Genomic DNA, 26,262 nt, shown 5'->3' with positions numbered 1-26,262 from the left:
CAAACACCTCATCTTACTCGCTGTAAATAAAATGTAGATTGAATGTAATTCAATTGACCTCGATTGTAGAAATGGTCTACCTTGACAACAGTAATTTCAATTAGTTCATTAATTTAAAAAGATTAAATTGAAACCACCTGTAGAGCATCGAATGAGGGAAATTAGTTATGCAACTTACACCGCTATTTACAGCAAAAAAAACCATCACTTTAAGTATCGCCGCTGCACTTGTTGGCTCATGGACGGTTAATGCCGCTGAGCAAGAGACTCAGGCGCAAGAAAACATTGAACAAATTAGTGTTATTGGCTCTCGCCGACTAGGCCGCACAGTTGAAGATAGCCCAGTGCCTATTGATATTATCAGTAATGATGCCTTAAAAAGTTCAGGGCAAACAGAAACCAATGCATTATTAAGTACGTTATTACCAAGTTTTAATTTCCCCCAACCATCAATTACCGATGGCAGCGACCACGTACGCCCAGCTCAACTGCGTGGCTTAGCCCCTGATCACACCTTGGTACTCGTAAATGGTAAACGTCGCCACAGTAACGCGCTACTAAATTTAAACGGCTCAACGGGTCGTGGCTCGTCATCAGTTGATTTAAACGCTATTCCTGCAAACGCGATTGAACGCATTGAAGTATTACGCGACGGTGCCGCAGCTCAATATGGCTCAGACGCTATTGCCGGGGTGATTAATATCGTCCTTAAAAGCAATAGCAGTGGCGGTAGTTTGGGTGCCGTTTATGGTGCAAATATTACCGATATGGACGGTGTAGCGCAGTTACAATCGGTCTCTGAGGACGCAAATGGTGACTTAGCTTTTACTGAGGGCAGCGACCGCTCGCTTACCGACGGCCAAACCTTAACTCTGCAAGGTAATATGGGGTTTGAATTAGGCGATAACGGCTTTTTGAGTATTTCTAGTGAATATCGCGATCGCAGCTCAACCAACCGCTCTGATTATGACCAACGCGAAAACTACGCTCGTTTACCTGATGGCTCTCTCGACCCACGCGAATTCACATGGGATCGTTACAACCATAACTTTGGTAACGGCACTGTTGAAGACTTTGCGTTGTTTTACAACGCAGGTTATCAGCTAAATAACGATGCTGAGCTTTATTCTTTTGGCTCATACAGTAAACGTGAAGGTGAAGGCGGTGGCTTTTATCGTCGCGCCCAAGACAGCCGTAACGTTACAGAAATTTACCCTGATGGCTTTTTGCCGGTGATCACCTCAGACATTGATGACTTTTCATTGGCTTTAGGTGTGAAAGGCTTTGCTAATGAATGGAACTACGATACTTCTGCTGTATATGGCCAAGATGCCTTTAACTTTGGTGTTATTAATAGTTTAAACACTTCATATGGGCCAAGTAGCCAAACTAGTTTTGATGCAGGCACGCTAACTTACGATCAGCTGACTATTAATCTTGATTTTAGCCGTGAGATTGATGCTGACTTTTTAGCCAGCGGAATTAACGTGGCAGTGGGCGCTGAGTATCGCCGCGAAGGGTATGAAATTCAAGCAGGTGAAGAAGCCTCTTATGCGCGTGGTAATTTTGGCCCAGGTGGTGCCGTGACCGATCCGGTTAATGGCCCATTCGGCTCTGCAGGTTCACAAGTGTTCCCGGGGTTCACACCTGAATCTGCGGGTGACAACAGCCGCCACAATGTTAGCCTTTACGTTGACTTAGAAGCCTTTATTACAGATAACTGGAATGTTGCCATCGCCGCGCGTTACGAAGACTACTCTGATTTTGGCGACACGCTTAATGGTAAAATTGCCACCCGCTATACACTTACAGAAGACTTAGCACTACGCGGCTCTGTATCAACCGGCTTTAGAGCGCCCTCTTTACAACAGCAATACTTTACCTCGGTAGCGACTGTATTTGTAGATGGCGAACCTACACAAACAGGTACCTTTGCGCCAAGCAGCGATGTTGCCGTTGCATTAGGTTCACCAGGTTTAGACGCAGAAGAAGCTACTAACTACGGGGTAGGCTTTACGTGGTCAACCGACTTCAACTTCAGCTTGTCGGTGGATTACTACCAAATATTAATTGATGACCGTATTGTGTTATCGAATAACTTATCGGGCGCAGGCGTTGCAAGCTTACTTGAGGCCACCGGCGCTAACCAAGGTCGATTTTTCTTAAACGCGATCGATAGCAAAACCCGTGGCGTTGACGTCGTCGCTTCTTATAATTTAATCACCGACAATTACGGTGATGTAGCGTTTAATTTAGGTTACAACTACGGTAAAAACCAAGTCACCGATATTATTGACCCACCAGCACAATTACAAAGTGTTGGGGTTGAGCAAGATAATTTGTTCTCGGGTAACGAGCTACGTCGTTTTGAAGTGAGCACGCCGCGCAATAAATACAACCTTAGCGCAACATGGACACTTAACGAATGGCGCACCACACTTCGCAGCACTCGCTACGGTGAAACACAAGACCCGTCTGAAAACCCAGAGCGTAACGAAGTGTTAGAACCTAAATGGATCACCGATTTAGATGTGGCGTATGCACTTAATAATAACCTTACTCTGAGCTTGGGGGCTAATAATGTGTTTGATGTATACCCAGATCCAACTCGTGAGCTTGTGAGCGATGTAACCACTTTCTCTCGCTTGTTCTCGTACTCGGGCTTTTCACCATTTGGTTTTAATGGCCGTTATGTATACGGCAAAATTGAAATGAAATTTTAAGCTGTAATTTAAACCAAAAAGCCACACTAAATAGTGTGGCTTTTTTTATAGATTAGAACCCGATTAGATTTTAGTTAACCAACCGTGTTTATCTTCGCTCTTACCCCATTGAATGTCGTTCAATGCTTGGCGTAAGCGTGCCGTTGTTGGCCCTGGTTCACCGTTACCTACTTTGTATTCTTTATCGTTATGGATAAACGTACCTACTGGAGTCAATACTGCCGCAGTGCCTGAAAGTGCTGCCTCAGTGCCTGGTTTTGCTGCACGCTCTAAAAGCTCAGTGACAGTAAAGTTGCGCTCGCTAACCGTCATACCTAAATCTTTAGCTATGGTTAAAATGCTATTACGAGTTACACCGTGTAAAAATGTGCTGTCGAGTGCTTTAGTAATGATTTCGTTGCCATCAATTAAAATAAAGTTTGCGGCACCGGTTTCTTGTACATCGCCGCCTGGGCAAAATAGAATTTGGTCGGCTTTATATTTAGTGCGTGCTGCTGAAATTGGGCCAAGTGCGCTGGCATAGTTACCACCGCTTTTGATCATACCCATGTGCGGGGCACAGCGCATACCATCTTCTTCAAGTAAAACACGTAACGCAGTTGCACCACCTGAAAAATAATCACCCACTGGCGATAATAACGTGTAGAGCAATGAACTCATTGACGGTGCCGCCGCTTTACCAATGGCAGCTTCCGTACCAATGTGGGTTGGGCGGATGTACATAGAACCTGGAGGAAGCGGCGTTTCATCGGCGTATTCACGTACAATATCGATGATCATTGTTTTTAGCATCTCGCCATCAACAGCAGGTAAACTCAACAATTCAGAACTTTGCTGCATGCGCGCAATATTAGCGTCCATTCTAAAAATATTAACCGAGCCATCTTCGTGACGAAAGGCTTTTAACCCTTCAAAACATGTACTTGAATAATGAAGAACGTGCGCACCTGCATGCAACTCAAGCTTATCGCAAGGAACAATTGAGCTTTCGCCCCACTGATTGTCAGAAAACTTAGCTTGAATCATCTTCGGCATAAACACAGTACCAAATGCTGCCATTTTTATTCTCTCTTGTGTGGTCTATTTTTCTCCATTGTATGACAACCAGCTACTATTTAACCATAGCAAAACGAGCTGTTTTTAAATTAATTAGAAGAATTTTTTGCATGTACTGATGATTATTTAATCAACAAAGCACTTACCAACCTTTTAATGCAATAATCAGCTAACATTTTATATTTAGCTGATTAATTAATGCGTACATTATGATGGCGGCTATTTTATTAGCCTCTATTTAAACGAATAACGCAATATACGCTTTAATACTGAGGTGTATTGCTGAAAAAATCCGCCAGTATTATAAGCAATCCCCTGCTTTTGTAATGCGGCTTGCACTTTAGGCGCAATTTCTTGATAACGCGACGATGGCATATCAGGAAATAAATGATGCTCTATTTGAAAGCTTAAATGCCCAGTTAAAATATGAAACCAACGCGCCCCTTTAATGTTTGACGAACCCAGCGCTTGGCGATAATACCACTGCCCTTGGCTTTCGTTTTTGCAGTCTTGCTCATAAAAGGTATGGGTTTGCTCGGTAAAATGACCACAAAAAATAATGGTTGAGGTCCATAGGTTACGAATTAAGTTTGCCAAAAAATTACCGCTTAATACCCATAAAAACAGTGGTCCCGCCAAAACTGGAAATAACACATAGTCTTTAATTAGTTGGCGCGCCCCTTTACTAAAAAAGCGCTTTTTTAAAGTGCTATGCGCTACAGCGCCTTTACGGTTTGGTTTCTTTTTACCTATAAAGACTCGCTCGCCTGCGAGCTCATGATACGACACGCCCCACTGAAACAGCACGCTTAAATTTAAATAGGTAATAAACTGCCATGTATTTTTTAGCCGCCATTTAAAGTCATTGCTCAACCTTAATAAGCCATAACCAAAGTCACGATCTTTTCCGATAATGTTAGTGTAAGTATGATGTTCAAAGTTATGAACGCGGTTCCAGCTTTGGCCATCGCAGGCTATATCCCACTCGTAGCTTTTAGAGTTAAGCTGTTTGTCGTTCATCCAATCGTATTGACCATGCATTACATTGTGGCCAATTTCCATGTTGTCGAGAATTTTAGCCAAACCAAGTAATAAAACACCCGCTACCCACAATAATGGCTGTACAAAACCAAGCATCAATAAAATCCGTCCGCCTATTTCGCAAAACCGCTGCTTACGCACAATAGAACGAATATAGTTTGCATCCTTTTGCCCTACTTTCGCTAATGTCGACATTTTAATTTCATCTAAATCATCGGCTAACTGTTGATAATTTATAGTTGTCATAGCTGTAACTCCAAATCGCTAACGGCTTGGCTCACACACAGTTGAATTAACTGCTCGCCAGTATCTGATAATTGATTAGTTTTTAAATTACGCACCACTCCCGACTTTTTAATGCACTGGCATTGATGGCAAATACCAATGCCGCAACCACGCTGCACAGGGAGTTTTTTTGCTTCAAACTGGTTTAATAGCACCTCATTACTAGTCACTACATGCGTGTCTTTATTTATTATTACTGAAAAATGATTGTCGTCAGTCAATTTAGGCATGGATAGAGCAAACGATTCTTGGTAATAGGTTAAATTAAGTAGACGAGTAAAATCTGCAACTTCTTGCATAAAGCCAGCAGGACCACAGCAATATATATCAGGATTATCGTCCGTATTTATATGAGTAGTTAAATATGGGCTTCGATCCCGTGTAAGCAGTACGTAAGAAAAATGATTATATTGCTGTGTCAGCATTTTTAACTCATTAGTGCATTGATGCTCACCTGCTTTAGCAAAGTAAATTAATTTTATCTGATGCTCAGTATTACCTAGCTGCTGATCAAGCATAGCAAGCATAGGCGTAATTCCCGAACCACCAGCAATAAACGTGCTGGGTTTGTGCCAGCTTTTAAATACAAAGTCGCCACTTGGTGGAGAAATATTACACCATGGCTGCACCGCTAATGCATTTTGCAATTGGCTTGTAAAATGACCTTGCTGATCTGTTTTTACTAATAAACGAAGTAAACCTGTCGCCTTATATTGTGTGGGGCTGCATGCCAAAGTAAACACTCGAGTAAGCAAACGTCCATTAGCTTCCACCGTTAAGCTAATGTGTTGACCAGCAATATGTATAGGCCACTTTTTACTTGGTTTAAGTGAAATACTTAAAAATCGCCCGCTTAGCGCTTGAATATCAACAACCTTGGCTCGAAAAAGGTCAGCGCGCCACGCAGGTTTAAACTTTTGCATTATTGGCTCAATATAAGCTGCAAAACTTTGATGGTGTAAAAACCATTTTGAAAATTGGTCTAATACCGGAGTTAACATGGTTATAAATTCTCTATTTAAATCGACTACCCATTAGTTTCTGCTGGGTTTTATATTTGAGCATACACGTGTAAGCCCAAACTTCAGCGCACAAGTGTACGCTCGAATTTTTAAATTTCAACCCCATTAGAGTAATTATTCAATTTTTCTAGAGCGGTATTTAAAGGTTAACAACGCTTAAGTACCCAATGGACAACGATTAAATTGCGTGCACTTGTACTTATCCCAAATACTTAACACCATGATAAATAGCGTGCTAAGGTAGTTAAAATTTAGTTAATTTTGGAAGCCATTATGAACAAAGTAACAACGCGTAAAAAATTTTCTACACTTGCCAAAATCAGTTGTGCATTTGCACTTTCGGGGCTCACCAGCCTCAGTACTTATGCAGTTGATTTTAAAGAATTGGATAAATTAGCGCTTAATGTAAAACCGGTAACTGTTTCCCAAGGAATTTCAATTCCGTGGGCTATTGAGGCTCTGCCAAACGGTGACTTATTAATAACCGAGCGCAGCGGTATCCTTTATTTACTTCGTAATAACTCCACCAGCTTAACTAAAATCACTGGGCTACCAAAAATAGATGCCAACGGCCAAGGCGGGCTTCTTGATTTAGAGCTACACCCTGATTTTGCTAATAATCAATGGCTATATATTACTTATTCAAGCAGTGAAGGCGATGGCGCAGGTAGTAACACCGCACTTATGCGTGCAAAGCTAAGTAACGATCACAGGCAACTACTTGAGCCACAACAATTATACAAAGGTGAGCATAACTCTAAAAAAGGTCAGCATTACGGCAGCCGTATTGTGTTTGATAACCAAAACTATGTGTATTTTTCGATTGGCGACCGCGGCTCGCGAGATATTAATCCACAAGATTTAGGCCGTGATGGCGGTAAAATTTATCGTTTACACGACGATGGTAAAATTCCATCCGACAACCCCTTCGTAAACCAAAAAGGTGCAAAACCAGCGGTTTGGTCTTATGGGCATCGTAACCCACAAGGTATGTGGTTCGATGGTGACAATAGTGTATTTTGGGCACACGAACACGGCCCCCGTGGTGGCGATGAGCTTAATATGATTAAACCTAAAACTAACTACGGCTGGCCCGTGGTGAGTTACGGTATTAACTACAGCGGCACCTCGTTTACCGATTTAACCGAAAAACCGGGCATGCAAGCGCCCATATTACAGTGGACACCGTCTATCGCTCCTTCAGACATGTTGCTAGTAAAAGGTGATAAATACCCTGAACTTAAAGGTAAATTTTTACTCGCTTCAATGAAATACGCCTTTGTTAGCGTATTAGAAATAGCAGATGGCAAGGTCGTTAAACAAAGTAAATTACTTGAAGGTATTGGCCGTATTCGCAGCCTAGCCCAAGGTGATGATGGTACTATTTACCTTGGATTAGATGGCCAGGGCATTGTGCGACTAGATCCTAAGTAGTCATTTAATACATCTAATTACAGTAACAGCAAACTTTTTGCAGCTTAACTGCGTACTGTTACTGTAATTAGCTAATAAAGAACGAGGGTGTTGATGTTTTCATTTTTAAAGCCAGATCCAATCAAAAAATTGCGTAAAGAGTACGATGCAAAATTAGAGCAAGGCATGCAAGCACAAAGAAAAGGCGATATTAAAAGCTATGCGATGTTAACTGACGAGGCTGAAAAAATCTGGAATGAAATAGAAGCACTCGAAGCCAAAAAGGCCAAGTAAACATATAGCCTACCAATTCAAACCAATCCCGCGTTAAAAACGCGGGGTTTTAATACTTACAAACATCCTTTTTTAAATTCACTTAAGCCCTACCAGATAATTCCCTAGCTTAACTTCCATCGTAACTAGCTTTTAATTGAGCACAGCTGATTATACTCATAGCATTATTGCCTTCTCTTACTTATGCTCATAACCCACCTAAAACCTCGCATAAACAATTATTTACATTAACGTTAATTAGTGGAATTATTAATCTAATCCAAAAGAGTTGATGCATTGTTTGAAGTAGCAGAATCTTAAAGCGCTGATGGTTTTGTGAGTGCGAGGAAAGCATTTTTAGTAAAGTGTGTAATTAAGCCATAAAGCATCAAAAATTTACTGGAAAAAATGCAATATAATGAAAAAATTATAATTAAATCAAGGAATACAGATGTACACAGGTAGTTGTTTATGCGGCTCAATCAACTTTTCAATTAATGGTGAAGTTACTGATATTATTCATTGTCATTGTTCGCTTTGTCGTAAGGCCAGTGGCAGTGCTTTTGCTACTAATGGATTTATTAATGCCAGCGATCTGACATTAACTGACTACAACGGCACACTTACTTTTTACCAAAGTAGTGAAGGTAAACGTAAGTACTTTTGTAAAACCTGCGGTGCTCCAATTTATAGTGCTAACGCTCAATCTCCTCAACGATATCGCCTTCGATTAGGCGCGTTGACCTGCGATATAACAGAGCGACCCATATCGCATAATTTCATCACCTCAAAAGCTAATTGGGAAGACTTAGATGCTCAGCTTCCTCGTTATGAGGGACATGAGCCAGGGCGAGAGTAAATCCATATAAATTTATCTATTTTTGAAGTGGGAGTTTGAATGAAACTGAATCAAGTAACTTTGCCAGTCAAAGATATGAATGAAGCGGTGAGTTTTTATCGCACACTTGGCTTTACCCAAATTGTTGATACACCTCATTATGCACGTTTTAGTTGCCCTGAAGGTGACTCTACATTTTCATTGTCTTTAGAAAGTGAATTTTTTGAAAATCATTCTGTAATTTATTTTGAGAACGATGACCTTGAACAATTGTGCCAGCAGTTAATCAAAAAAGGGATCGTATTCGAACAGCAACCCACAGAGCAAAGGTATCTATGGAAAGAAGCGGTTTTGAAAGACCCTTCAGGAAATAAAATTAAACTCTACAAAGCTGGAGAAAATCGGTTAAACCCACCTTGGAAGGTACAAAAACAGCCATAAAGCTAAGCACGAACCAGCATTGCGCTAAGCAGCTAAATGCTGGCGTTTAAGTACTGTACTTAGTTATTTATATTCCACCTTAGCGGTTAAGCGATTAAATAACCCTGGGAAAAACCGTTTTATAAACGGTGCCCAACCACTTAACCCTTGACCTATTACTACTTCATCCTTTTTATTGTAGATTGCAGTGAGCATTTTTGATGCGGCTACATTTACGTTCATACCATTTTCTATTGAAGGCTCAGATTTGTTTTGCGCCTCCCCTTGCTCGTTTAATGAGTTATGGGCAATCTCCGTTTTAATTGAGCCAGGGCAAATAGTTAAGCAATGTATGTTGTGCTCTGCCACTTCGGCGCGTAAGCAATCCATAAAGCCTACCACAGCGTATTTACTGCCTGAGTATCCGGTTCTAAATTTTGAGCCTACTTTGCCTGCCACGCTACTAATAGCCACTACTGAACCGCTTTTACGTGCCACCATTGAAGGTAGTACCGCTTTAGTGAGTGCAATTAAGCCAAAGTAATTTACTTCCATAAGTTGCCGGTACACTTTAAAGTCGTTTTCTAAAAATAAACTACGCTGCGATACGCCACCGTTATTAATTAAAATATCAATGGGACCTAAGCTATCTATTTTCTCCGATACATCCTGCAGTACCATTTCGGGCTTTGATAAATCAAGGGGGATAACACGGTGCCCCTCGCCTTTTAACTCGTCTTTTACTTGGTTGAGTTTATCGATATTTCGCGCTGATAAAATAACCTTTGCACCTTGCTCTGCAAATTGTTTTGCAAGTTCTTCACCAATACCTGATGATGCGCCGGTGATCCACACTGTTTTATTATTATAGTCCATGGTTTACCTTATATTTATTACTGATTATGCTTTAGTTGGGCCCGCTATTTCATTCACTTGCTGTTCTAAATTTTTATAAAAGCCCATCAAAAACAACAGCTCAACAGTGACATACAAAGGCCCAATAATTAAGCCAACTAAATCATCAACAAATGCGGGCTTTTTACCTTCAAAATAATGACCAATAAATTGTAATACCCAGCCAAATACAAACACCCCAACTCCAATTGTTAACCATGGCACCAAAGCCATAGCAGCAATTGGTTGTGCAGCTACCAGTAATAAAGTAAAAATAATTCCCATGATTAAACCAAGCGAAAAGCTCAACATAAAATAGTAAACCACAGAGGCTAATACAAAAATTTGCGCGCCATCAATGCTAAAATTAGCAATAGGGATTTCAATTCGGGCGAGTAAGCATAAAGCGGCAAACACAATGAGTGGAATACCAAAAAAATGGGTTAATACATTTCGTTTAGAGCGATGGTACAAACCATACTGGCCGAGCTGTTGTTCAAGGGTTTTCATGACGGCGTTCCTATTGTTATTTTTATAAGCAAAGTTCACCTTATAAAAAATGACACATAATAACAACTGATAACGATAGTTAATCTGTAAAAATGGTGAGCAGCACATTATGCGTTATAGCTATAAATTAGGTAAGGTCATCGTTAATAATTAACATGATCAGCACCAGGAGCTTTACATGCTTTTAAAAACACTCGCTGTTGGCCTATTACTCGCTTTAGCTGAGATAATTAATGGCAATATTAGAGTAAGGGTTTTACATCGATTTTACGCTCTAAAACGCGCAAAAACACTCAGCTTACTTTTGGGCACTGCGATTATTTATGCCATTACTTGGCTAACCTTGCCATGGGTTAACCCTATTTCGTACTTAGATTGTTTAAATGTGGGTTTTGTTTGGCTAACAATAATGCTTAGTTTAGATATTGTTGTGGGCAGATATTTATTTAAGTATAAGTGGCACAAAATACTTGATGATTTTAACCTTTTTAGAGGTAACTTACTGAGTGTGGGCATGCTATTGCTTTTTATAAGCCCCTGCTTGGTTTTTTGGTTACAGATGTAACTTAAAAAATAAATGAGAAGCCATAAAAGTTTTGGTTTAGTTCACTTCTCTAAAAGCGCAGCGTCTCTTTGCCCTCTGTGCGTTAATCACTTAAAACCTACTTAAAGACAGGAGTCAATAGCCTTTCAACATACCGCTATCTAAGCTAATGCGGTTACTAGCTTGCCTTTTTCATGTGTTGGTTGCATTGCCATTCGCTCCGTGCCTTTTTCGAATTCTTGCTCTAACATTTTTTGTAATTCAGCAATCTGCTCTTTTATGGCATCTACATCAACCCCTTCCTCTCCTAGTTCTTCTGCCAAGGCTTCTATTGCTGCTTTTAACTCAGCTATAGTTTCTTTATCGACACCTAAACGTTGATAAATTAATGCCTCTTGGGCATTTTCTAAAAAGCTTTTGTCTTCTGGTTTAGCGATAAAATTAGGGGTTGCTTGGTTTTCAGCGGTACTGGTTGTTGCCACAGCGGCAGATGTTGGCAGAACGTCACTCGTTTTTGCCACTTTGTTAACGGGATTATTGTAGCTACTATATTGATTTTTAAAGGTTATTGAAGTCATTGGCTCAAATCCATTTTTGCTTTAATCGTTATATTCTTTTACTGAAATAACTTAAGCAACTTTGATACCAGTTAATATTTGATTGTCTCTAAGGCTTATTTTTATTTCAAATTAAGCCCTCTTAACTCATTTCGCACCCACTTCTCATCTAAATACAGCTCTAAGTGTTGCTCAGCAAACTTTAAAAAGCTGCGTGCAGCGTGTGATATATGTCGGTCTGTACGCACCACAAAATACCAATGGCTAGCTAAAGTGGTGTCGGTAACATTAAGCACTTTAAAGCTATTATCACCTTTAGGCAGCACATGCTGAGAAAGCACCGCAATCCCCATACCTGAAGCTACCGCCACTCTAATGGCTTCATTACTGGCCATTTGCACACTGTCACTTAATACCAACCCTCTACTTTGCAGTTCGCTTTCAAATAACATGCGCGTTGCGGAGCCTGTTTCACGTAGTAAAAAACGATACGGAACTAAATCAGCCAGTTTAAGTGCGGTTTTATCGGCTAATGGATGATTTAGTGGCACTATAAATACTAAAGGGTTATGTAGAAATCTAGCAGCCTGGGCATGCTCTAAAGATGGCGGGTGACTAAATACATAAATATCGTCTTCTCCGCGTTCAAAGCGTGCTAAAACGGCTGAACGATTACCTATTTCAAGTGGTAGCTCTACATGCGGATGTTCATTACTGTATGGGCCTAACAACTTAGGTAAAATATATTGGGCAGTATTAACCATAGCAATTTTACATCGTCCACGTTCACCCCCTTTTAGCTCCGCTAAGTAATCTTGGTAATCTTCAAAATGACCAAAAACCTGTTGGCAAGTCCTAAATAAGGCCATACCAGCTTCGGTTATTTGCAACTTTTGTTGCTGCATAATTATTAACGGTTCACCTACCGCTTCTTGTAAGCGTTTAATTTGTAAAGAAACCGTAGGCTGAGTCAAATGAAGTCCACGAGCGGTTTCGCTTATAGAGCCGGTTTTTACTACACTCATAAATACTTCAAGTAGTCGGAAGGAAAGTTGCCTTATATTCATACGCACCTCATAGGTTTTTATCTATAGGATGTTATCATTCATTTTATTATTTACTATATAAAGATTTGCCTATAATAGCGCCGCTTAACAAATCAAATTAGTAATAAAGAGGAGAACAGCGTGCCTGATATTGTAGTAATGTTTTTTATTTTAGGATTAGCAGCGGGTATCCTTCGCTCTGATTTAGCTATTCCCAAAGCGACGTATGACACTCTCAGCTTACTACTCATGCTTACCATAGGTCTAAAAGGTGGCATGGTTCTGCATGGCAATTTAAGTTGGCAATTACTCCCAGAAATGGCCTCGGTTATGTTACTTGGTGGGCTTATTCCACTCACTTTATACCCTATTTTAAAACACGTTGTTAAGCTAAGCGTAGCGAATAGCGCCAGCATTGCTGCCCACTATGGTTCGGTTAGTGCTGGTACATTTGCGGTAGCATTAGCGTATGCCGAATCGGCTAAATTAGAAGTGGGCGCAGAAGTTACCTTGTACCTAGTTATGCTTGAGTTACCAGCCATTATTGTAGGTTTACTGTTGTATCGTAAGCTCGACAAAGCACACAGCGAAAACACCAACTTATCGTTAAAAGCACTGTGGCACGAAACGCTTACCAATAAGAGTGTGATTTTGCTCGTTGGCGGTGTAATTATCGGTATGATGTATGGCACCCAACAGGGTAGCCAAGTTACGAGTTTACTTACCAGTAGCTTTAAAGTAGTGCTGGCGCTATTTTTACTCGAAATGGGCTTGGTAGCTGCACAAACGCTTCGCCCTTTTCCTTGGCAGCAATGGAAACTGGCTGCCTTCGCCATTATTACGCCGTTATTTTTAGGCACCATTGGCGTTATGGTTGGCACCTTGCTAAATTTAGAATTAGGTTCAGTGGTTATTCTGGGCAGCTTAGTAGCTAGTGCTTCTTACATTGCCGCACCTGCTGCTGTAAAAGCCTCTATCCCCAAAGCGGATATTGGTCTTGCCATGCTTAGCTCGTTAGGTGTCACCTTTCCATTTAATGTTATTGTTGGGATTGGTTTGTATCATCAACTTGCCGTTGCCATAAGTTGAATATAACGCACTAAAAAGCCCAAAGTGGGCTTTTTTGGTTTTATAAGTAGTATTATTTAATTTAAAACAACGCTTAAAAATACAACAATTTTAAAACAATAAAGCTAACTTACTTCTACAAAAAAATAGCATGTAAGCGTTTAATTTACGTAAAAAAACATTTTGAATACTATTTTCATTTAGCAATTAAAAAACTCTTTACTTCGTTGTCAAATCAGCCTAAATTCGCCGCAAAATTAACCTCCTTAAGATAATTGCTTTATCAATCTCCCCTAAAAACAGCAATTATTTAACCTCTTTTTCGGAACAATCTAATGGTGGAACTTACCGCTGATAGTAAATCAAATAACCCGCTAGCGCCGGTTATTGGCTTATCGTTTTTTGCTATTGCATCAGGCTTTTTAATGAGCTTGATCCCGTTATCACTCAATGCTTTTAACATCAATATTGATTTAGCTCCATGGCTTGCCAGTGTCTTTTATTTAGGCTTATTGATTGGTGCTTTATGTATAGAGCGCGTAGTGGTAAAAATCGGTCATAGATTGGCTTTCATCGGGTTTTTAGCTTTATTAATTATTAGTGTTATCGCCCAGCTGATCAGCCCAACGGCCACTATGTGGTTAATAGCACGCTTTGTGGCTGGTATGGCAGTTGCTGGCGTATTTGTGGTGGTAGAGTCATGGTTATTAATGGCCAACACCGCAAAAGCGCGAGCTAAGCGCTTAGGGTTATATATGACCTCCTTATACGGTGGCAGCGCAGTAGGTCAACTTGCCATTAAACCATTAGGAACGACAGATGCTGTGCCTTATTTATTTGTTATTACTTTGTTAGCTGTTGCGATTTTAGCGCCGCTCTTAATTACCCGAGGACAACCTGATACGCAAAACTTACAAAAGCTACCATTTAAAGAGCTAAAAACTCTCAACCGCCCTGCTATTTTAGGCTGTTTAGTATCGGGGCTATTACTAGGCCCTATTTATGGATTATTACCGGTCTACATAGCCGCACAAACTGAACAAGCTCAATATACCGGCTTACTTATGGCGGTGATTATTTTAGGTGGCATGTTAGTTCAGCCTTTAGTGAGCTATTTATCAACCCGCATTATTAAAAGCTTATTAATGGCTATTTTTTGCTTTATTGGTACCGCCAGTGTGGTGGGTATTTTACATGCTAATAGCTTTGCGGCCCTAGTAAGTAGTTATTTTATATTAGGTGCATGCAGTTTTGCGCTTTACCCGATTGCCATTACTCTGGCGTGTGACTCATTGCCCATGGCAAAAATAGTCTCAGCTACCGAAATAATGCTATTAAGTTACAGTGTGGGCTCGGTTTTTGGGCCGCTAATGGCTACCTATTTTTCAGATAAAAGCCATGGTGTGCTTATTTACTTAGGTGGCTGCTTAATTACTACCTGTATTTACATGCTTATAAAAAGTATGAAAAAATACCAACTGGTAACACCCCCGTTGCCGGCTAGCGAATGCTAAAAGCCGCTTAATGCAGGTTACGGTATTAAGCGGTTTACGCTTGAGTAACCTCTTTAGCAACCGCTTTATTTTTTAACTCAAATACTTCAATTTTATGCTCGTTTATAAGTTCATCAACAAAGCAGCTGCGGTTGTTATCATCAGCTATTATGTACACTTTATGTTTAGCGCGAGTGAGCGCTACATAAAATAAGCGACGCTCTTCACTGTGTGCGTAATTATCTTTTGCGGGTAATAACGCTTCTAAAATCTGAGGTGTTGGCTTAGTGCTTGGAAATCCAAACGCTCCGCCATTCATTGCTAATATAATGACATATTCGGCTTCTTTGCCTTTTGAGCCATGAAACGTATCACACTCAAAATTCAATGCTGAAAACTCTTGCTGTAAAGCACTTATATCGGCCAGTGAAGGTAACTGAAATCGAAACCGTGCAAGTAAATACACAGTGACAGGCTTGCCTGAATGACCCTTAATCCCTTGTAGTAAATGCTTAATTGCACCATTATTTAGCTCCGCTATTTTGCTGTTTTTAGCTGAGCCACTTTTCACTGTTTTTAGCACGCTAACGGCGGGTTTAGTTACCTTTACAACTGAGTGAATGTCTTTAGCTAACTGCGCTGGGTTTTTCATAATAAAACCTGCGGCAACCTCGCCAATTTTATTATTAAAGCGAAAGGTCCTATCTAATAGAGTTTGTGTTGTAAAGCCAAAATGTGCGGCAAACTCGGTAGTAAGTCGCATATCTGCACCACTAAAACGGTAAATAGCTTGCCAATCGTCTCCTACTGCAAACAGTGAACTATTAGATTTACTATCGCGCAGTGCTTTTACAAGTGTAGCTCGCAGCGGTGATATATCTTGAAATTCATCCACCATGATATAACGCCAAGGCGATGTAAACTTTTTAGTGTTTACATAATCAAGGGTTTTAATAATCATATCGTCGAAGTCTATTTCACCCTGCGTGCGTAAATAATGGTTATAGTTGGCTAACAACGGCTTTAATAATTTCCAGGCTTGCTGTATCTGCTTTGACTCGCTCTCAAGTGTTATATTTGCGGTTTTATACACGCTGATTAATTGGCTAAATAAGGTCGCTAACTTGGTTAAGTGACCGCCAGTTTTTATTTCTTTTAAAAGCGCTACATGACTGGGCTTTGCAGCACTTAATTCAAACTCACTTTTAACATCATAAAGAGTATTATTTATATAATTTACCAATGCTTTAGCATATTGTGGTTTAGCATTGGCAAGCGATTCAAAACATCTTTCAACCCATTTTATTTTAGCCTTTTCGTTTTCAGCGAGTTTAGATATTTTAGGTGGCTTGCCCTCAACCTCGCTAATAATGGTTAAGCCGACGCTGTGAAATGTGGCCGCTTTAATGGACTCTGTGCCCAACTTTTGTTTAATTCGTTCATCCATTTCGCAAGCAGCTTGCTTACCATAGGCGAGTAATAAAATATCGTTGTAATTAGCCTGCCCACTATTAACCAAATAGCCCGCTCTGGCCACCAACACACTGGTTTTTCCTGTACCAGCACCTGCTAGCACTAAATTATTATCGTCATCTATGATGCAAGCTCGGCGTTGTTGCTCAGTGAGTGGGTTTGTTTCAACACAACTAAAAAAATCGTTATAGCGCTTTAATTGTGATTGAGTGTATTTATGTTGAAAAAAACGCGTGAGTGAATCGCTCCACTGGCTGTATTGCTCAAGCAATTTTATTTGTGTGCTGACTGTTGCTAAAACATCGCTACTTTTTATCCAAGGTAGCCAACGTTTACATTGCTCATCTACCTGTTTTTTTAAATCAGTCACATATGATTGGCGCAAAAACTGAGTGTGAGCAAAGTGGTTTATTTTACTTAACACTTCGTTGAGCACTGCAATATTGCTTTTAACCCATAGCATATCGGTATGCGCTTTAAATGCCCTATTGCTGCCATAGGCTCTCATCCAAATACGATACTGCTTAGAGTCGGTATTAAAGTGTAGTGTTTGCCCAAGCACACCATACTCATAACGAATGGGCGACGTTAAATCACACCAACTCAATGTGGTTGTTTGTGTTTTATTGCTGAATACTAAACCTTCTGGGTTTATGTCGAAAAAGCGATGCGGGGTAAAAATACGGCCAAATACACTAGGCTGAATAGAATTCATTAACAGCAGAATTCCTTTATAAAAATAAACCAATTAGCCATATTTTAAGGGAATATGCCTTGCAAGGATAATAAAACCAATAAAAAATAGCCGTAATGTTTACACAGATTTTATAGTGAATAAAAAACACCCAATTAATTTACCCACCTGCTTGGCATAAACACCACTATGTGACTAATATCTACTCTAGATACAGTAAGATAACAAGGATTGAAACATGCGAATAAATTCAATTAGAACCAAAGTCATTTTGCCAATTGCTTTTTTAGCATTGATCCTTGCAGGCTTGCTAGTTGCCATTGCTTCAATTACTTACATACAAGACAGCGCTATGAAAAGGCAAACCGAAACCTTTTTTGAAGCTGTTACTGTTATTCTCAATGCCGACAGAGACATATATCAAGCACGTATTGCACTTGAAAATTTACTCAGCGCCACTGGTGATAGTGAGACGAATAAAGCAGAATTTTTAGAAAACGCAGAGCAAGTAAAGGATCGCTTTAAAAAATACTTAATTTATTTAACAGATGAAGAGGCATTACTAGCAAAGCATGATTCATTTTCCAACTTTATGCCTTTGTATAATGAATGGGTAAATCATAGTAAAACACTCATTGATACCAACCACTCGCAAGGTAAAATGCAAAGTGATTTAAATAAATCTGAACCTGAATTTATAAAAATACGCGAAATGATGGATCAGGCAGGTGAAGAGCTTCGCGCTTATACTAATAAACAACAGCAAGATAAAGTGGGGGCTGAGCGTTTAGGGCGTTATGTAGAAGCCATTTCAGAGATACTAAATGCCGATAGAGATATATACCAAGCCCGGCTTGCAAAACAAAAAATAGTAAACCAACACGGTGATTTAGCACAAAATCAAAAAATATTTGAAGAAAACGCAGCCCAAGTTATTCGTCGTTTTCATAGTTACCGTAGTTATTTAATTGACGAGCCGCAGCTAACACAAAAATATGCCAACTTCGATCAGCTTTACCAGCAATGGTATGAGCAAAGCAAAGCCTTGATTTACTCAACTCCTGCAAAGCAAGTCGCTTTAATTGATAATAATTTAGCAAAAGCTGATAAAAGCTTTAACGAATTAAGAAATATACTTGATATTGCAGGAGAAGAAGCACGCACACATGCCAGAGCTGTAAAACAAGACGTACAACAAAGCATTCAACTTTTTGAAAAAATTGTTTTTATTGTGATTATTATTGCCTTTATTGTCGCTTTAGGTGTGGGCTATTACATTCCGAAAAAGCTAACCGATAATATCAATAATATTACCCTTCGTATTAAAGAAATAGCCGCTGGCGATGGCGATTTAACCCAACGTATTAACACTACATCACACGACGAATTAGCTGATTTAAGCAATGAATTTGATAACTTCTTGAGCCATTTACAAACAATAATAAAAAATATTCAGCAGCAATCAAGCCAACTAGGTGCAGTAACGGGTGATTTAAATGATGTATCTGATACCGCGATGGAAGTAACCCAAAAACTTGCTAATGCCTCTGAGTCAATAGTCAGTGCGGGTCATGAAATGGACATGGCCAATCAACAAATGGCAGAGCTTGCAAAAAATACCGCGCAGGAAGCCGATATATCTAGCGAGCAGGTAAAGCATGGTGTTCAAGCTATTGATGTGTCTAGCAAAGCGATTGAAGACTTAGCTAACGATATTAAGTCTGCATTAGCGAATTCGGTTGAACTAGAAAGTAGCTCTACCGATATAACCTCCGTTCTTGAGGTAATACGTAATATTGCAGAGCAAACAAACTTATTAGCTTTAAATGCAGCGATTGAAGCCGCTAGAGCCGGCGAGCAAGGCCGTGGATTTGCAGTGGTAGCTGATGAGGTAAGAACGCTTGCCACACGAACTCAACAAAGCACAGACGAAATTGATACCATGATCCAACGCTTAAATGACAATGTTAAAGCGTCGTCTGATTCAATCAAAAATAGCCAAACTAATGCCAATACCACCTTAACCAACTTTGACTCAGTAATTACCATTTTTAATAGCCTGACTCACGCTTTTGAAAAAGTGCAGCAAATGTCGGCTGAAACCGCACAAGCTACACAAGAGCAGTCACATGTGGCTAACGAAATAAATCGAAATTTAGTGTCATTAAAAGAGCAATCTGCACAAATGAAACAAATTTCATCGCAAACTACGCAACAATCTAAAAATGTATCGGCTTTATATAAGCAAATGAAATCGCAAGTGGAAAGCTTTAAAGTATGAGCGAGTAACAGTTACAAAATTAAGCGCACGTAAATTGCGCTTAACTTTTGCTATCGATAATAATCAATTCACACTCAGTGGTTGCCGTTAAAGTGATGGTTTTAGTCTGTGTAACTTCTGCGCCATCACCTTTACTCATTTTAACTGAGGCTGACTCATCGCTAATAATAAACTCTCCTGCCGATGCCAGTACATAGGCTTGATGATCAATCGGCTGTTTTATTAATGTGCCTTTTGCCAGCTTACCACCATAAATACGCGCCTGCTGATTAATAAACAGTGCACTATCGGCATCTTTTGGATAACCTGAAACCAGTAAGCTAAGGCTGCTTGCAGCTTGCGTAGGAAACTTTTTACTTTCCCAACGCGGCTCAACATTGTGTTGATTACTCTGAATCCAAATTTGATAAAACGTTAGTGGTTCATCTGTTAGGTTATATTCTGAGTGGGTAATGCCGGTGCCTGCACTCATCACCTGCACCTCACCTTGCTCAGTGATCCCTTTGTTGCCCATACTATCTTGATGAGTAATGGCACCACTACGGATAAAACTAATAATTTCCATATTTCTATGTGGGTGCGCACCAAACCCCATACCTGGGGCTACCCAGTCATCATTAACTACACGCAAAGTGCCAAATCCCATACGCGCAGGATTATAGTAATTCGCAAAACTAAAATGGTGCTTTGACTTAAGCCAACCATGATCAGCATTGCCTAAGCTATTTTTTGGGTAATGAGTAAGCATATTTTTTCCTATACGTTATCTCTGCGTCATTTAGTATTGACGGTCTCGATCATGGGCAGCATCAAACGTGTGTTTAGCACCTAAAGGCACAATTTGCGTTGGGTTAATGGTTACGTGACTGACGTAGTAATGCACCTTTGTGTATTCTAAATCGACCGTTTCCTTTACCCCAGGTACTTGGTAAAGCTCATTAATGTAGTTACTAACATGATGAAACTCAGTTAACTTTTCTCGATTACACTTAAAGTGCCCGTGATACACCGCATCAAAGCGGATAAGTGTGGTAAATAATCGCCAATCGGCTTCAGTGAGTTTATCGCCCACTAAGTAACGCTGTTTTGCTAATCGAGTTTCTAACCAATCTAAGCTATCAAACAAGGCGGTGTAAGCTTCGTTGTAAGCTTCTTGAGTTGTAGCAAAACCAGCTTTATACACCCCATTGTTAATGGTGTTATAGACACGGTTATTCACTGTTTCTATTTCTTCACGTAGCGCATCTGGATAATAATCGTCGGTGTTACCAGTAAGCTCATTAAACGCACTATTAAACATGCGAATTATTTCTATTGATTCGTTGTTTACAATAGTCTGCGTTTTTTTATCCCATAAAATAGGCACGGTAACACGCCCTTCATAGCTAGGGTCGGCTTTTAAATACAATTGATAAGCGTAATCTAAGTTATAAAGTGGATCGCCCTGCTCGCCAAATTCCCAACCGTTTTCCATCATGGGTGCTTCAACAATACTCATAGAAATAATGTCTTCGAGCTGCTTTAATTTACGAAATATAATGGTGCGGTGCGCCCAAGGGCAAGCCAAGGATACATATAAATGATAGCGACCCGCTTCTGGTTTAAATTTACTGTTTTGCTCTGATGAAATCGTATCTCTAAAGCGGCTATCTTGGCGTACAAATTTACCGTCGCTTTTTTCAGTGTCATACCATTTATCGACCCATTCACCGTTAACAAGTAATCCCATGTCCGTCTCCTTAGTTTATAGAGTGTGCCAACCTTACGCAGGTTGGCAGCTTAAAGTTCAATCACTTATGTGATCAGCTTATTAATTTAATTTGTTATGAATTTTTCCATCAAGGGATAGCTTTCCAGCTCCTTGGATCAGTAAAGCTAGGGTAATGGCTAACAGCGATAACGCAAATTCATAACCGTTATTGCTCATAAATAAACCGTTATCTATGTGTGTGGTAAAAATAGCAACTACCATAGTGATAGCCAGTACAAAACTCGCAGGACGCACCAGTAAACCAACGATGAGTAGTAACCCACCAAAAAATTCAGCGCCACCGGCCATTAATGCCATTAAATAGCCCGGTGCTAAGCCAATCGACTCCATCCATTGCCCTGTGCCTTCCAAGCCATAGCCACCAAACCACGCAAACAGTTTTTGTGCCCCATGAGCGCTAAACACTAATCCTGCAATAAGCCTTAATGGTAGTGTTGCAAAAGACTGTTCAGTTTTTGTGATGGCATCTGTAATATTTTTAATCGTCATAGTTTTAACCTGTATAGTTCCAATTGAGTATGCAGCTATTGTATAAGTTGAATTAAAATTAAATAACTCCTATTATTTGCTCTATATGTTCAAATATTTTGAACAGTTAATATTGGGCATCATTATGAATACACCCCCTATAAGCATAGAAGCTTTACTGGTACTGGACGCCATTGAGCATCGTGGCAGTTACGCAGCCGCTGCAGAGCAACTTAATAAAGTACCCTCAGCCTTGTCGTATATTGTTAATAAACTTGAAGAGCAATTAAATGTAACCTTGTTTCAACGCCAAGGTCGACGTGCTGTTTTAACTCCTGCAGGTAAACATTTACTGACCGAGGGGCGTAAAGTACTCAATGCTATAAATAATTTATCGGAGCAAACACAAACCATAGCTAATGGCTGGGAGCCACGGATACGTATTGCCTATGACTCTATTTTTGACATAAGTGACGTATTCAAAAATCTACAGCTATTTTTAAATGAGCATAAAAATATCGAGATAGACATTAAAGAGGAAGTACTTAATGGCACTTGGGAGGCTTTAATTGAGGATGACGTTGATTTAGTGATTGGCGCACCGGCCCCTGTACCTAATCAAAAGGGGATCAGAGCGGTAAAAATAGCTGATATTCAAAATGTTCTGGTGGTTCACCCTAGCCACCCGTTAGCGCTACTAAAAACCCCCATTGAGCCCAGCGAACTCGGTCAATACACCACGGTTATAGTGCATGACTCAGCAAAGCAAGGTATTCCGTGGTCAGCTAACTTAATCGAAGGTAATCAGCGTTTTTATGTAAGTTCTGTAAGCCAAAAAATAACCGCTATTTTATCCGCTATTGGTATTGGTTATTTACCTGTAAACCTTATTACTGAGCATATAAAAGCTAACAAACTGCATGTTGTGGAACTTACCGAGCCACGCCCAACTCAAGACTTATACCTTGCATGGAAAATAACTAACAAAGGTAAGGGGCTGAAACAGCTGACCCAAATTATTCTAAATAGTGTTTAAGCCTAATAAACGTAAAAAGCCCATGCTGAAACAGCATGGGCTTTTTGAAACTTTAATAAATATTACAGCGCGAGATCTTGCTTAGCGCGCGTTAAATTGTGCGACACTAACTCGTTACCTGACATTTGTTGTGCTTCGTAAAAGTCTGATAATGCAGCTGTTTCGTTTTTAGCCATTAAACGTCCTACACCACGGTTACTTAAAGCAAATGAAGTCAGCTCACGTACTTTAAAACGTGGGCCAGTGCTTTGTTGTAATAAAGTAATTGCTTTTGAGCAAATTTCTTCAGCTTGGCTATAATTTTTTGATTTTACATTTAATGCACAATCGTTAAATGCAACTTCGAATTCTTGAGGGGCTGTTTTAGCCTCTTCAATAACCATTAACTTGTAATCACTTTGATCAGCCATTACAGCAGCTGAGCAAGTTAATAAAGAGCCAAGAGCGATGGTTTTGATAAGTGAGCGTTTCATGATTAATTTCCTATTTGGTTAGTCGTGCTTGTTGCCGACAACTAAACTTTAGAGTGTTTACTTAATCTCGACAAACGATTAAAAACAAACCAATAAGTGAAAAAAACTAACCTATAGATTTTAAGCTGCTAAAAAGCGATTAGCAGTTCAAAAAGTCAATCACCTCTTCTTGTAGATCAATATAATCGTCTTCTGACATATTTAATGTTGCTAAAACGTGTTTTTCTATATCATCCCAATCTTTAGTGGTGTCACCGCGTAAAACACAATTAACCAGATTCTCAGACATTTTTAAAACGCTATAACACAATTGTTGGTTACTTCCAGTTATGTTACTTAGCATGCTCAAATCGTGATGACGTAAAATAAGCTGACAAATATCTACGGGTAAATGCCAGCTGGTCGCTAAGTAATAACCCACAGTGGCATGATTAGTTCCATATAAACGCTCTTCTATATCTATCAAGCTTTCTTTATGAGTATTATTTGAAGTATGCAAAGCACTCACGTAATTATCAAATTTAATTGCCATCGGCACAATGCCACAATCATGAAACAAACCCAGCGTATACAAGTACTCAACGGGAACATTATTCAGACGTTGCCCAATAATCATGTTTACATCAGCAATTTCTGAGGCGGTATCCCAAAAACGTTCAAGGCTAATACAGCACTCATTTTGGGCGAACATTTGCTTTAGCTTTAAGCTAGGAACTAAAGCTTCAATGCCATTCCAACCTAAAAACATAATGGCTTGTTTAATATTTGACACACTACGAACTAAGCCATAAGCGGGTGAATTAACTATTTTTAGAATAGCTGATGCAATAGCAACATCTTTAGCGATGATTTCTGCGGCGTCTGAAAGCGAGGGCTCTTGTGCAGATGCTAATAATTCAAGATCATTTAAGATTTGCGGTCTTGGTGGAATAATAAAGTTTTTATTTACATCTGATAATACCTGCTCATTAACTACAATCATCGATGTCTAGCCTCCAGCTAAGCTATATGGATTATTTATTTTATTCCATTTGAACTTTTATACTAGAAGTTGATTACTCAATATTCAATATTTTACCTGTTTTTAAAATTAACTATTTGTGGCTTAAGCTTTTATTTTTCATTACTAATGCAACCTAAAAAAACGGCCAATAAAAAAGCCCTCAAATGGTTGGTTAGAGGGCTTAGGAACTAATTTGAACACTTAAAATGGCAGTTAGGCTATACCATGTATTTCTTTCCAATTACCTGGATGAACAACATAACCAAACAATGCATGTCCGCCATATACCAGCTCTGTTCCTTCTGGTATCCAGAGCATTTGCCCTGGTTTAACATGATGGGTTTCGCCATTTGCGGTTAACTCGAAGCAGCCTTCTATAACAAATACAACTTCATCATAAAGTACTGTCCATGCTACTTTTGCACCTTCCCATTTCGCAAAACCAACACCAATATTTGGTGATATTTCAGGGCTAAGAGCACGAGCCACGTAGGCCATCCCAGGCGTATCTCCACGTACATTAAAGTCGAGTAATTTACTGTCTACTAATTTAACCTGTTTCATATTTCACTCCTACTTTGCCATTTGGCAAGTTTAATTCGGCTTTTTACTCCTAAACCAAGCAATGGCTCTGGTGGATTTAAACTTGGCATACCCGTTACCTGCTGAATATCATCAAGCGACTGCGATGTTGCCCCCATAACATAATCAGCAAGCAAAGTACCCGACACAGTTCCCCAAGCAACCCCCACACCGTTATCACAGGCGCTGGCAAACACTCCATCATCGAGTTGACCAAAGAAATTAGTGAAATTTCGCGAAATAGCATAGGTGCCTCCCCACGAATGTGTAAAAGGCACATCGACTAGTTGTGGATAGCGAGCTAAAAATACTTTGCGATGATCGTTTTGAATTTCCTGACGCAACTTATCACTAATGCTGTTGCCATATTTAGCTACATGTTGGTAGGTATTACGAATAATAATACGACGATCAGCGGTCATCCTAAGCGTTGTGCCAGCGTGATCAGCGGGTGTAAGTCCCCAATCAAGTAAACCTGTATACTGCTGCATTTCTTTATCGTTTAGCGGTCGGGTCCAACTAGCAAAAGTCATTACAGGAAGTAATCGATTTTTTAAAAAACCAAACTCACGAGTAAAAATACTTGTACCCAGTAATAACTGAGGTGTTTTAATGCTGCCGTGCTCTCCTTGCAACAGCCACCCGCCTTGCTCTTTCTCCAAGCGCACAATAGGCGAATGCTCAAATACCTCAATGTTTTTTGGTAAGTTAGCGCCTAAACCACAGGCTAGTGCTGCGGGTTGAACCAAGTACCCCCCCGGGGTGTAAATAGCACGGCTGTAGTAATTAGTGCCTAATACTTTTGCCAAATCAGTGCCAGTAACATGCTCAAATGGTTCGCCTAAATCGGTCATAAGATGTTCGAAGTGATCAAGGTAAGCTTCACCCCTAGCGCCTACTGCACCTTGGTATTTACCCGCAGCCGACCACTGGCAATCAATGTTGTATTTAGCAACTAAAGAAGCAAGCTGATCAATCGCGAAACGGTTAAGTGACAGTAATCTTTGCTTATGTGCAGGATCTGGGTGCTCAAGAGAGAATTTATGCGGTAAGTCAATCACAAACCCTGAATTACGCCCTGATGCACCTTCGCCTATTCGCTGTGCATCAATTAGGGCAATTCGTGCATTTGGCGCGTGCTCAGCTAAACGGCGTGCCATAGCTAAACCAGCAAAACCAGCGCCTAAAACCACGTAGTCAGCCTTTTGTGCCCCCGTTAAAAGCGCTTGTTTAGGCTGCTTTGGTAAAGCGTTATACCAGCCACAGGTATTATCATCATGCGGTAAATGAATCATATT

General features: G+C 40.0%; 23 protein-coding genes and 1 pseudogene. 9 read left to right on the top strand and 15 right to left on the bottom strand.

What is annotated here, in order from left to right:
- Window positions 1–167 precede the first annotated feature (167 nt).
- The gene (locus DK924_RS05505) at window positions 168–2,723 is read left to right on the top strand and encodes a TonB-dependent siderophore receptor (protein ID WP_109874543.1); all 2,556 of its coding nucleotides are present in this window, start codon (window positions 168–170) and stop codon (window positions 2,721–2,723) included.
- A gap of 63 nt (window positions 2,724–2,786) precedes the next feature.
- On the opposite strand, the gene DK924_RS05500 is transcribed toward DK924_RS05505, so the two are convergent.
- From DK924_RS05500 to DK924_RS05490, 3 genes are all read right to left on the bottom strand, one after another.
- The gene (locus DK924_RS05500) at window positions 2,787–3,788 is read right to left on the bottom strand and encodes a branched-chain amino acid aminotransferase (RefSeq protein ID WP_309076568.1); all 1,002 of its coding nucleotides are present in this window, start codon (window positions 3,786–3,788) and stop codon (window positions 2,787–2,789) included.
- A 225-nt stretch (window positions 3,789–4,013) separates the two neighbouring features.
- The gene (locus DK924_RS05495) at window positions 4,014–5,066 is read right to left on the bottom strand and encodes an acyl-CoA desaturase (protein WP_109874541.1); all 1,053 of its coding nucleotides are present in this window, start codon (window positions 5,064–5,066) and stop codon (window positions 4,014–4,016) included.
- Window positions 5,063–6,106, bottom strand: coding sequence for a flavin reductase family protein (locus tag DK924_RS05490; RefSeq protein ID WP_109874540.1), 1,044 nt, complete (start codon window positions 6,104–6,106; stop codon window positions 5,063–5,065). Before DK924_RS05490 ends, DK924_RS05495 begins: the two co-directional genes overlap by 4 nt.
- 294 nt (window positions 6,107–6,400) lie before the next feature.
- Between DK924_RS05490 and DK924_RS05485 the strand changes: the two genes are divergently transcribed.
- The 4 genes from DK924_RS05485 (at window position 6,401) to DK924_RS05470 (ending at window position 9,092) form a co-directional block, all read left to right on the top strand.
- Entirely contained in the window at window positions 6,401–7,561 is a 1,161-nt protein-coding gene (locus tag DK924_RS05485) for a PQQ-dependent sugar dehydrogenase (protein WP_109874539.1), read from the top strand.
- 93 nt (window positions 7,562–7,654) lie between these two features.
- Window positions 7,655–7,834, top strand: coding sequence for a DUF6435 family protein (locus DK924_RS05480; RefSeq protein WP_010390276.1), 180 nt, complete (start codon window positions 7,655–7,657; stop codon window positions 7,832–7,834).
- 430 nt (window positions 7,835–8,264) lie between these two features.
- Window positions 8,265–8,672, top strand: coding sequence for a GFA family protein (locus tag DK924_RS05475; RefSeq protein ID WP_109874538.1), 408 nt, complete (start codon window positions 8,265–8,267; stop codon window positions 8,670–8,672).
- Window positions 8,673–8,711: 39 nt separating this feature from the next.
- Window positions 8,712–9,092, top strand: coding sequence for a VOC family protein (locus tag DK924_RS05470; RefSeq protein ID WP_010390281.1), 381 nt, complete (start codon window positions 8,712–8,714; stop codon window positions 9,090–9,092).
- Window positions 9,093–9,155: 63 nt separating this feature from the next.
- On the opposite strand, the gene DK924_RS05465 is transcribed toward DK924_RS05470, so the two are convergent.
- From DK924_RS05465 to DK924_RS05445, 4 genes are all read right to left on the bottom strand, one after another.
- Complete coding sequence (locus tag DK924_RS05465; RefSeq protein ID WP_109874537.1) at window positions 9,156–9,947, bottom strand: SDR family oxidoreductase; 792 nt, start codon at window positions 9,945–9,947, stop codon at window positions 9,156–9,158.
- A gap of 24 nt (window positions 9,948–9,971) precedes the next feature.
- On the bottom strand, window positions 9,972–10,475 hold the full coding sequence (locus tag DK924_RS05460) for a DUF962 domain-containing protein (RefSeq protein ID WP_109874536.1): 504 nt from the start codon (window positions 10,473–10,475) through the stop codon (window positions 9,972–9,974).
- Between the two features lie 705 nt (window positions 10,476–11,180).
- Window positions 11,181–11,597 carry a hypothetical protein gene (locus DK924_RS05450; protein ID WP_109874534.1) on the bottom strand — a complete coding sequence of 139 codons (417 nt, stop codon included), beginning with the start codon at window positions 11,595–11,597 and terminating at the stop codon, window positions 11,181–11,183.
- 101 nt (window positions 11,598–11,698) lie between these two features.
- The gene (locus tag DK924_RS05445; protein ID WP_055012601.1) at window positions 11,699–12,643 is read right to left on the bottom strand and encodes a LysR family transcriptional regulator; all 945 of its coding nucleotides are present in this window, start codon (window positions 12,641–12,643) and stop codon (window positions 11,699–11,701) included.
- Between the two features lie 120 nt (window positions 12,644–12,763).
- Here DK924_RS05445 and DK924_RS05440 point away from each other — a divergent pair, with 120 nt between their 5' ends.
- Both DK924_RS05440 and DK924_RS05435 read left to right on the top strand, forming a co-directional pair.
- A complete protein-coding gene (locus DK924_RS05440; RefSeq protein ID WP_054201070.1) occupies window positions 12,764–13,711 on the top strand; it encodes a sodium-dependent bicarbonate transport family permease in 948 nt (315 codons plus the stop codon).
- A 314-nt stretch (window positions 13,712–14,025) separates the two neighbouring features.
- Window positions 14,026–15,194, top strand: a pseudogene (locus tag DK924_RS05435) (MFS transporter).
- Between the two features lie 44 nt (window positions 15,195–15,238).
- On the opposite strand, the gene helD reads toward DK924_RS05435, so the two are convergent.
- Window positions 15,239–17,371, bottom strand: a complete 2,133-nt coding sequence (gene helD, locus DK924_RS05430; protein ID WP_109874532.1) for a DNA helicase IV — start codon at window positions 17,369–17,371, stop codon at window positions 15,239–15,241.
- Window positions 17,372–17,588: 217 nt separating this feature from the next.
- Here helD and DK924_RS05425 point away from each other — a divergent pair, with 217 nt between their 5' ends.
- Window positions 17,589–19,631 (top strand): methyl-accepting chemotaxis protein, encoded by a 2,043-nt coding sequence (locus tag DK924_RS05425; RefSeq protein ID WP_109874531.1) that lies wholly within the window; start codon window positions 17,589–17,591, stop codon window positions 19,629–19,631.
- 40 nt (window positions 19,632–19,671) lie between these two features.
- Here the strand turns inward: DK924_RS05425 and DK924_RS05420 are convergent, their stop codons facing one another.
- The 3 genes from DK924_RS05420 to DK924_RS05410 all read right to left on the bottom strand — a co-directional run bounded on the left by DK924_RS05420 (window position 19,672) and on the right by DK924_RS05410 (window position 21,891).
- Window positions 19,672–20,379 (bottom strand): pirin-like bicupin family protein, encoded by a 708-nt coding sequence (locus DK924_RS05420; protein WP_109874530.1) that lies wholly within the window; start codon window positions 20,377–20,379, stop codon window positions 19,672–19,674.
- A gap of 30 nt (window positions 20,380–20,409) precedes the next feature.
- Entirely contained in the window at window positions 20,410–21,360 is a 951-nt protein-coding gene (locus DK924_RS05415) for a glutathione S-transferase family protein (RefSeq protein WP_109874529.1), read from the bottom strand.
- An 81-nt stretch (window positions 21,361–21,441) separates the two neighbouring features.
- On the bottom strand, window positions 21,442–21,891 hold the full coding sequence (locus tag DK924_RS05410; RefSeq protein ID WP_109874528.1) for a DoxX family protein: 450 nt from the start codon (window positions 21,889–21,891) through the stop codon (window positions 21,442–21,444).
- 124 nt (window positions 21,892–22,015) lie between these two features.
- On the opposite strand from DK924_RS05410, the gene DK924_RS05405 reads away from it, so the two are divergent.
- Entirely contained in the window at window positions 22,016–22,906 is an 891-nt protein-coding gene (locus tag DK924_RS05405; RefSeq protein WP_109874527.1) for a LysR substrate-binding domain-containing protein, read from the top strand.
- A 62-nt stretch (window positions 22,907–22,968) separates the two neighbouring features.
- Here DK924_RS05405 and DK924_RS05400 read toward each other — a convergent pair whose 3' ends face one another.
- From DK924_RS05400 to DK924_RS05385, 4 genes are all read right to left on the bottom strand, one after another.
- Entirely contained in the window at window positions 22,969–23,379 is a 411-nt protein-coding gene (locus tag DK924_RS05400) for a hypothetical protein (RefSeq protein ID WP_010390302.1), read from the bottom strand.
- Window positions 23,380–23,518: 139 nt separating this feature from the next.
- On the bottom strand, window positions 23,519–24,361 hold the full coding sequence (locus DK924_RS05395; protein WP_010390303.1) for an HDOD domain-containing protein: 843 nt from the start codon (window positions 24,359–24,361) through the stop codon (window positions 23,519–23,521).
- A 234-nt stretch (window positions 24,362–24,595) separates the two neighbouring features.
- Window positions 24,596–24,946 carry a cupin domain-containing protein gene (locus DK924_RS05390; RefSeq protein ID WP_010390305.1) on the bottom strand — a complete coding sequence of 117 codons (351 nt, stop codon included), beginning with the start codon at window positions 24,944–24,946 and terminating at the stop codon, window positions 24,596–24,598.
- Window positions 24,943–26,259 (bottom strand): FAD-binding oxidoreductase, encoded by a 1,317-nt coding sequence (locus DK924_RS05385; protein WP_109874526.1) that lies wholly within the window; start codon window positions 26,257–26,259, stop codon window positions 24,943–24,945. Before DK924_RS05385 ends, DK924_RS05390 begins: the two co-directional genes overlap by 4 nt.
- Between the last annotated feature and the right edge of the window lie 3 nt (window positions 26,260–26,262).

It is taken from the genome of Pseudoalteromonas sp. meg-B1 (assembly GCF_003173795.1).
Lineage (GTDB): Bacteria > Pseudomonadota > Gammaproteobacteria > Enterobacterales > Alteromonadaceae > Pseudoalteromonas > Pseudoalteromonas undina.
Note: the sequence above shows the minus strand (reverse complement) of the source record. Positions and strands in the feature narration are given on the sequence as shown.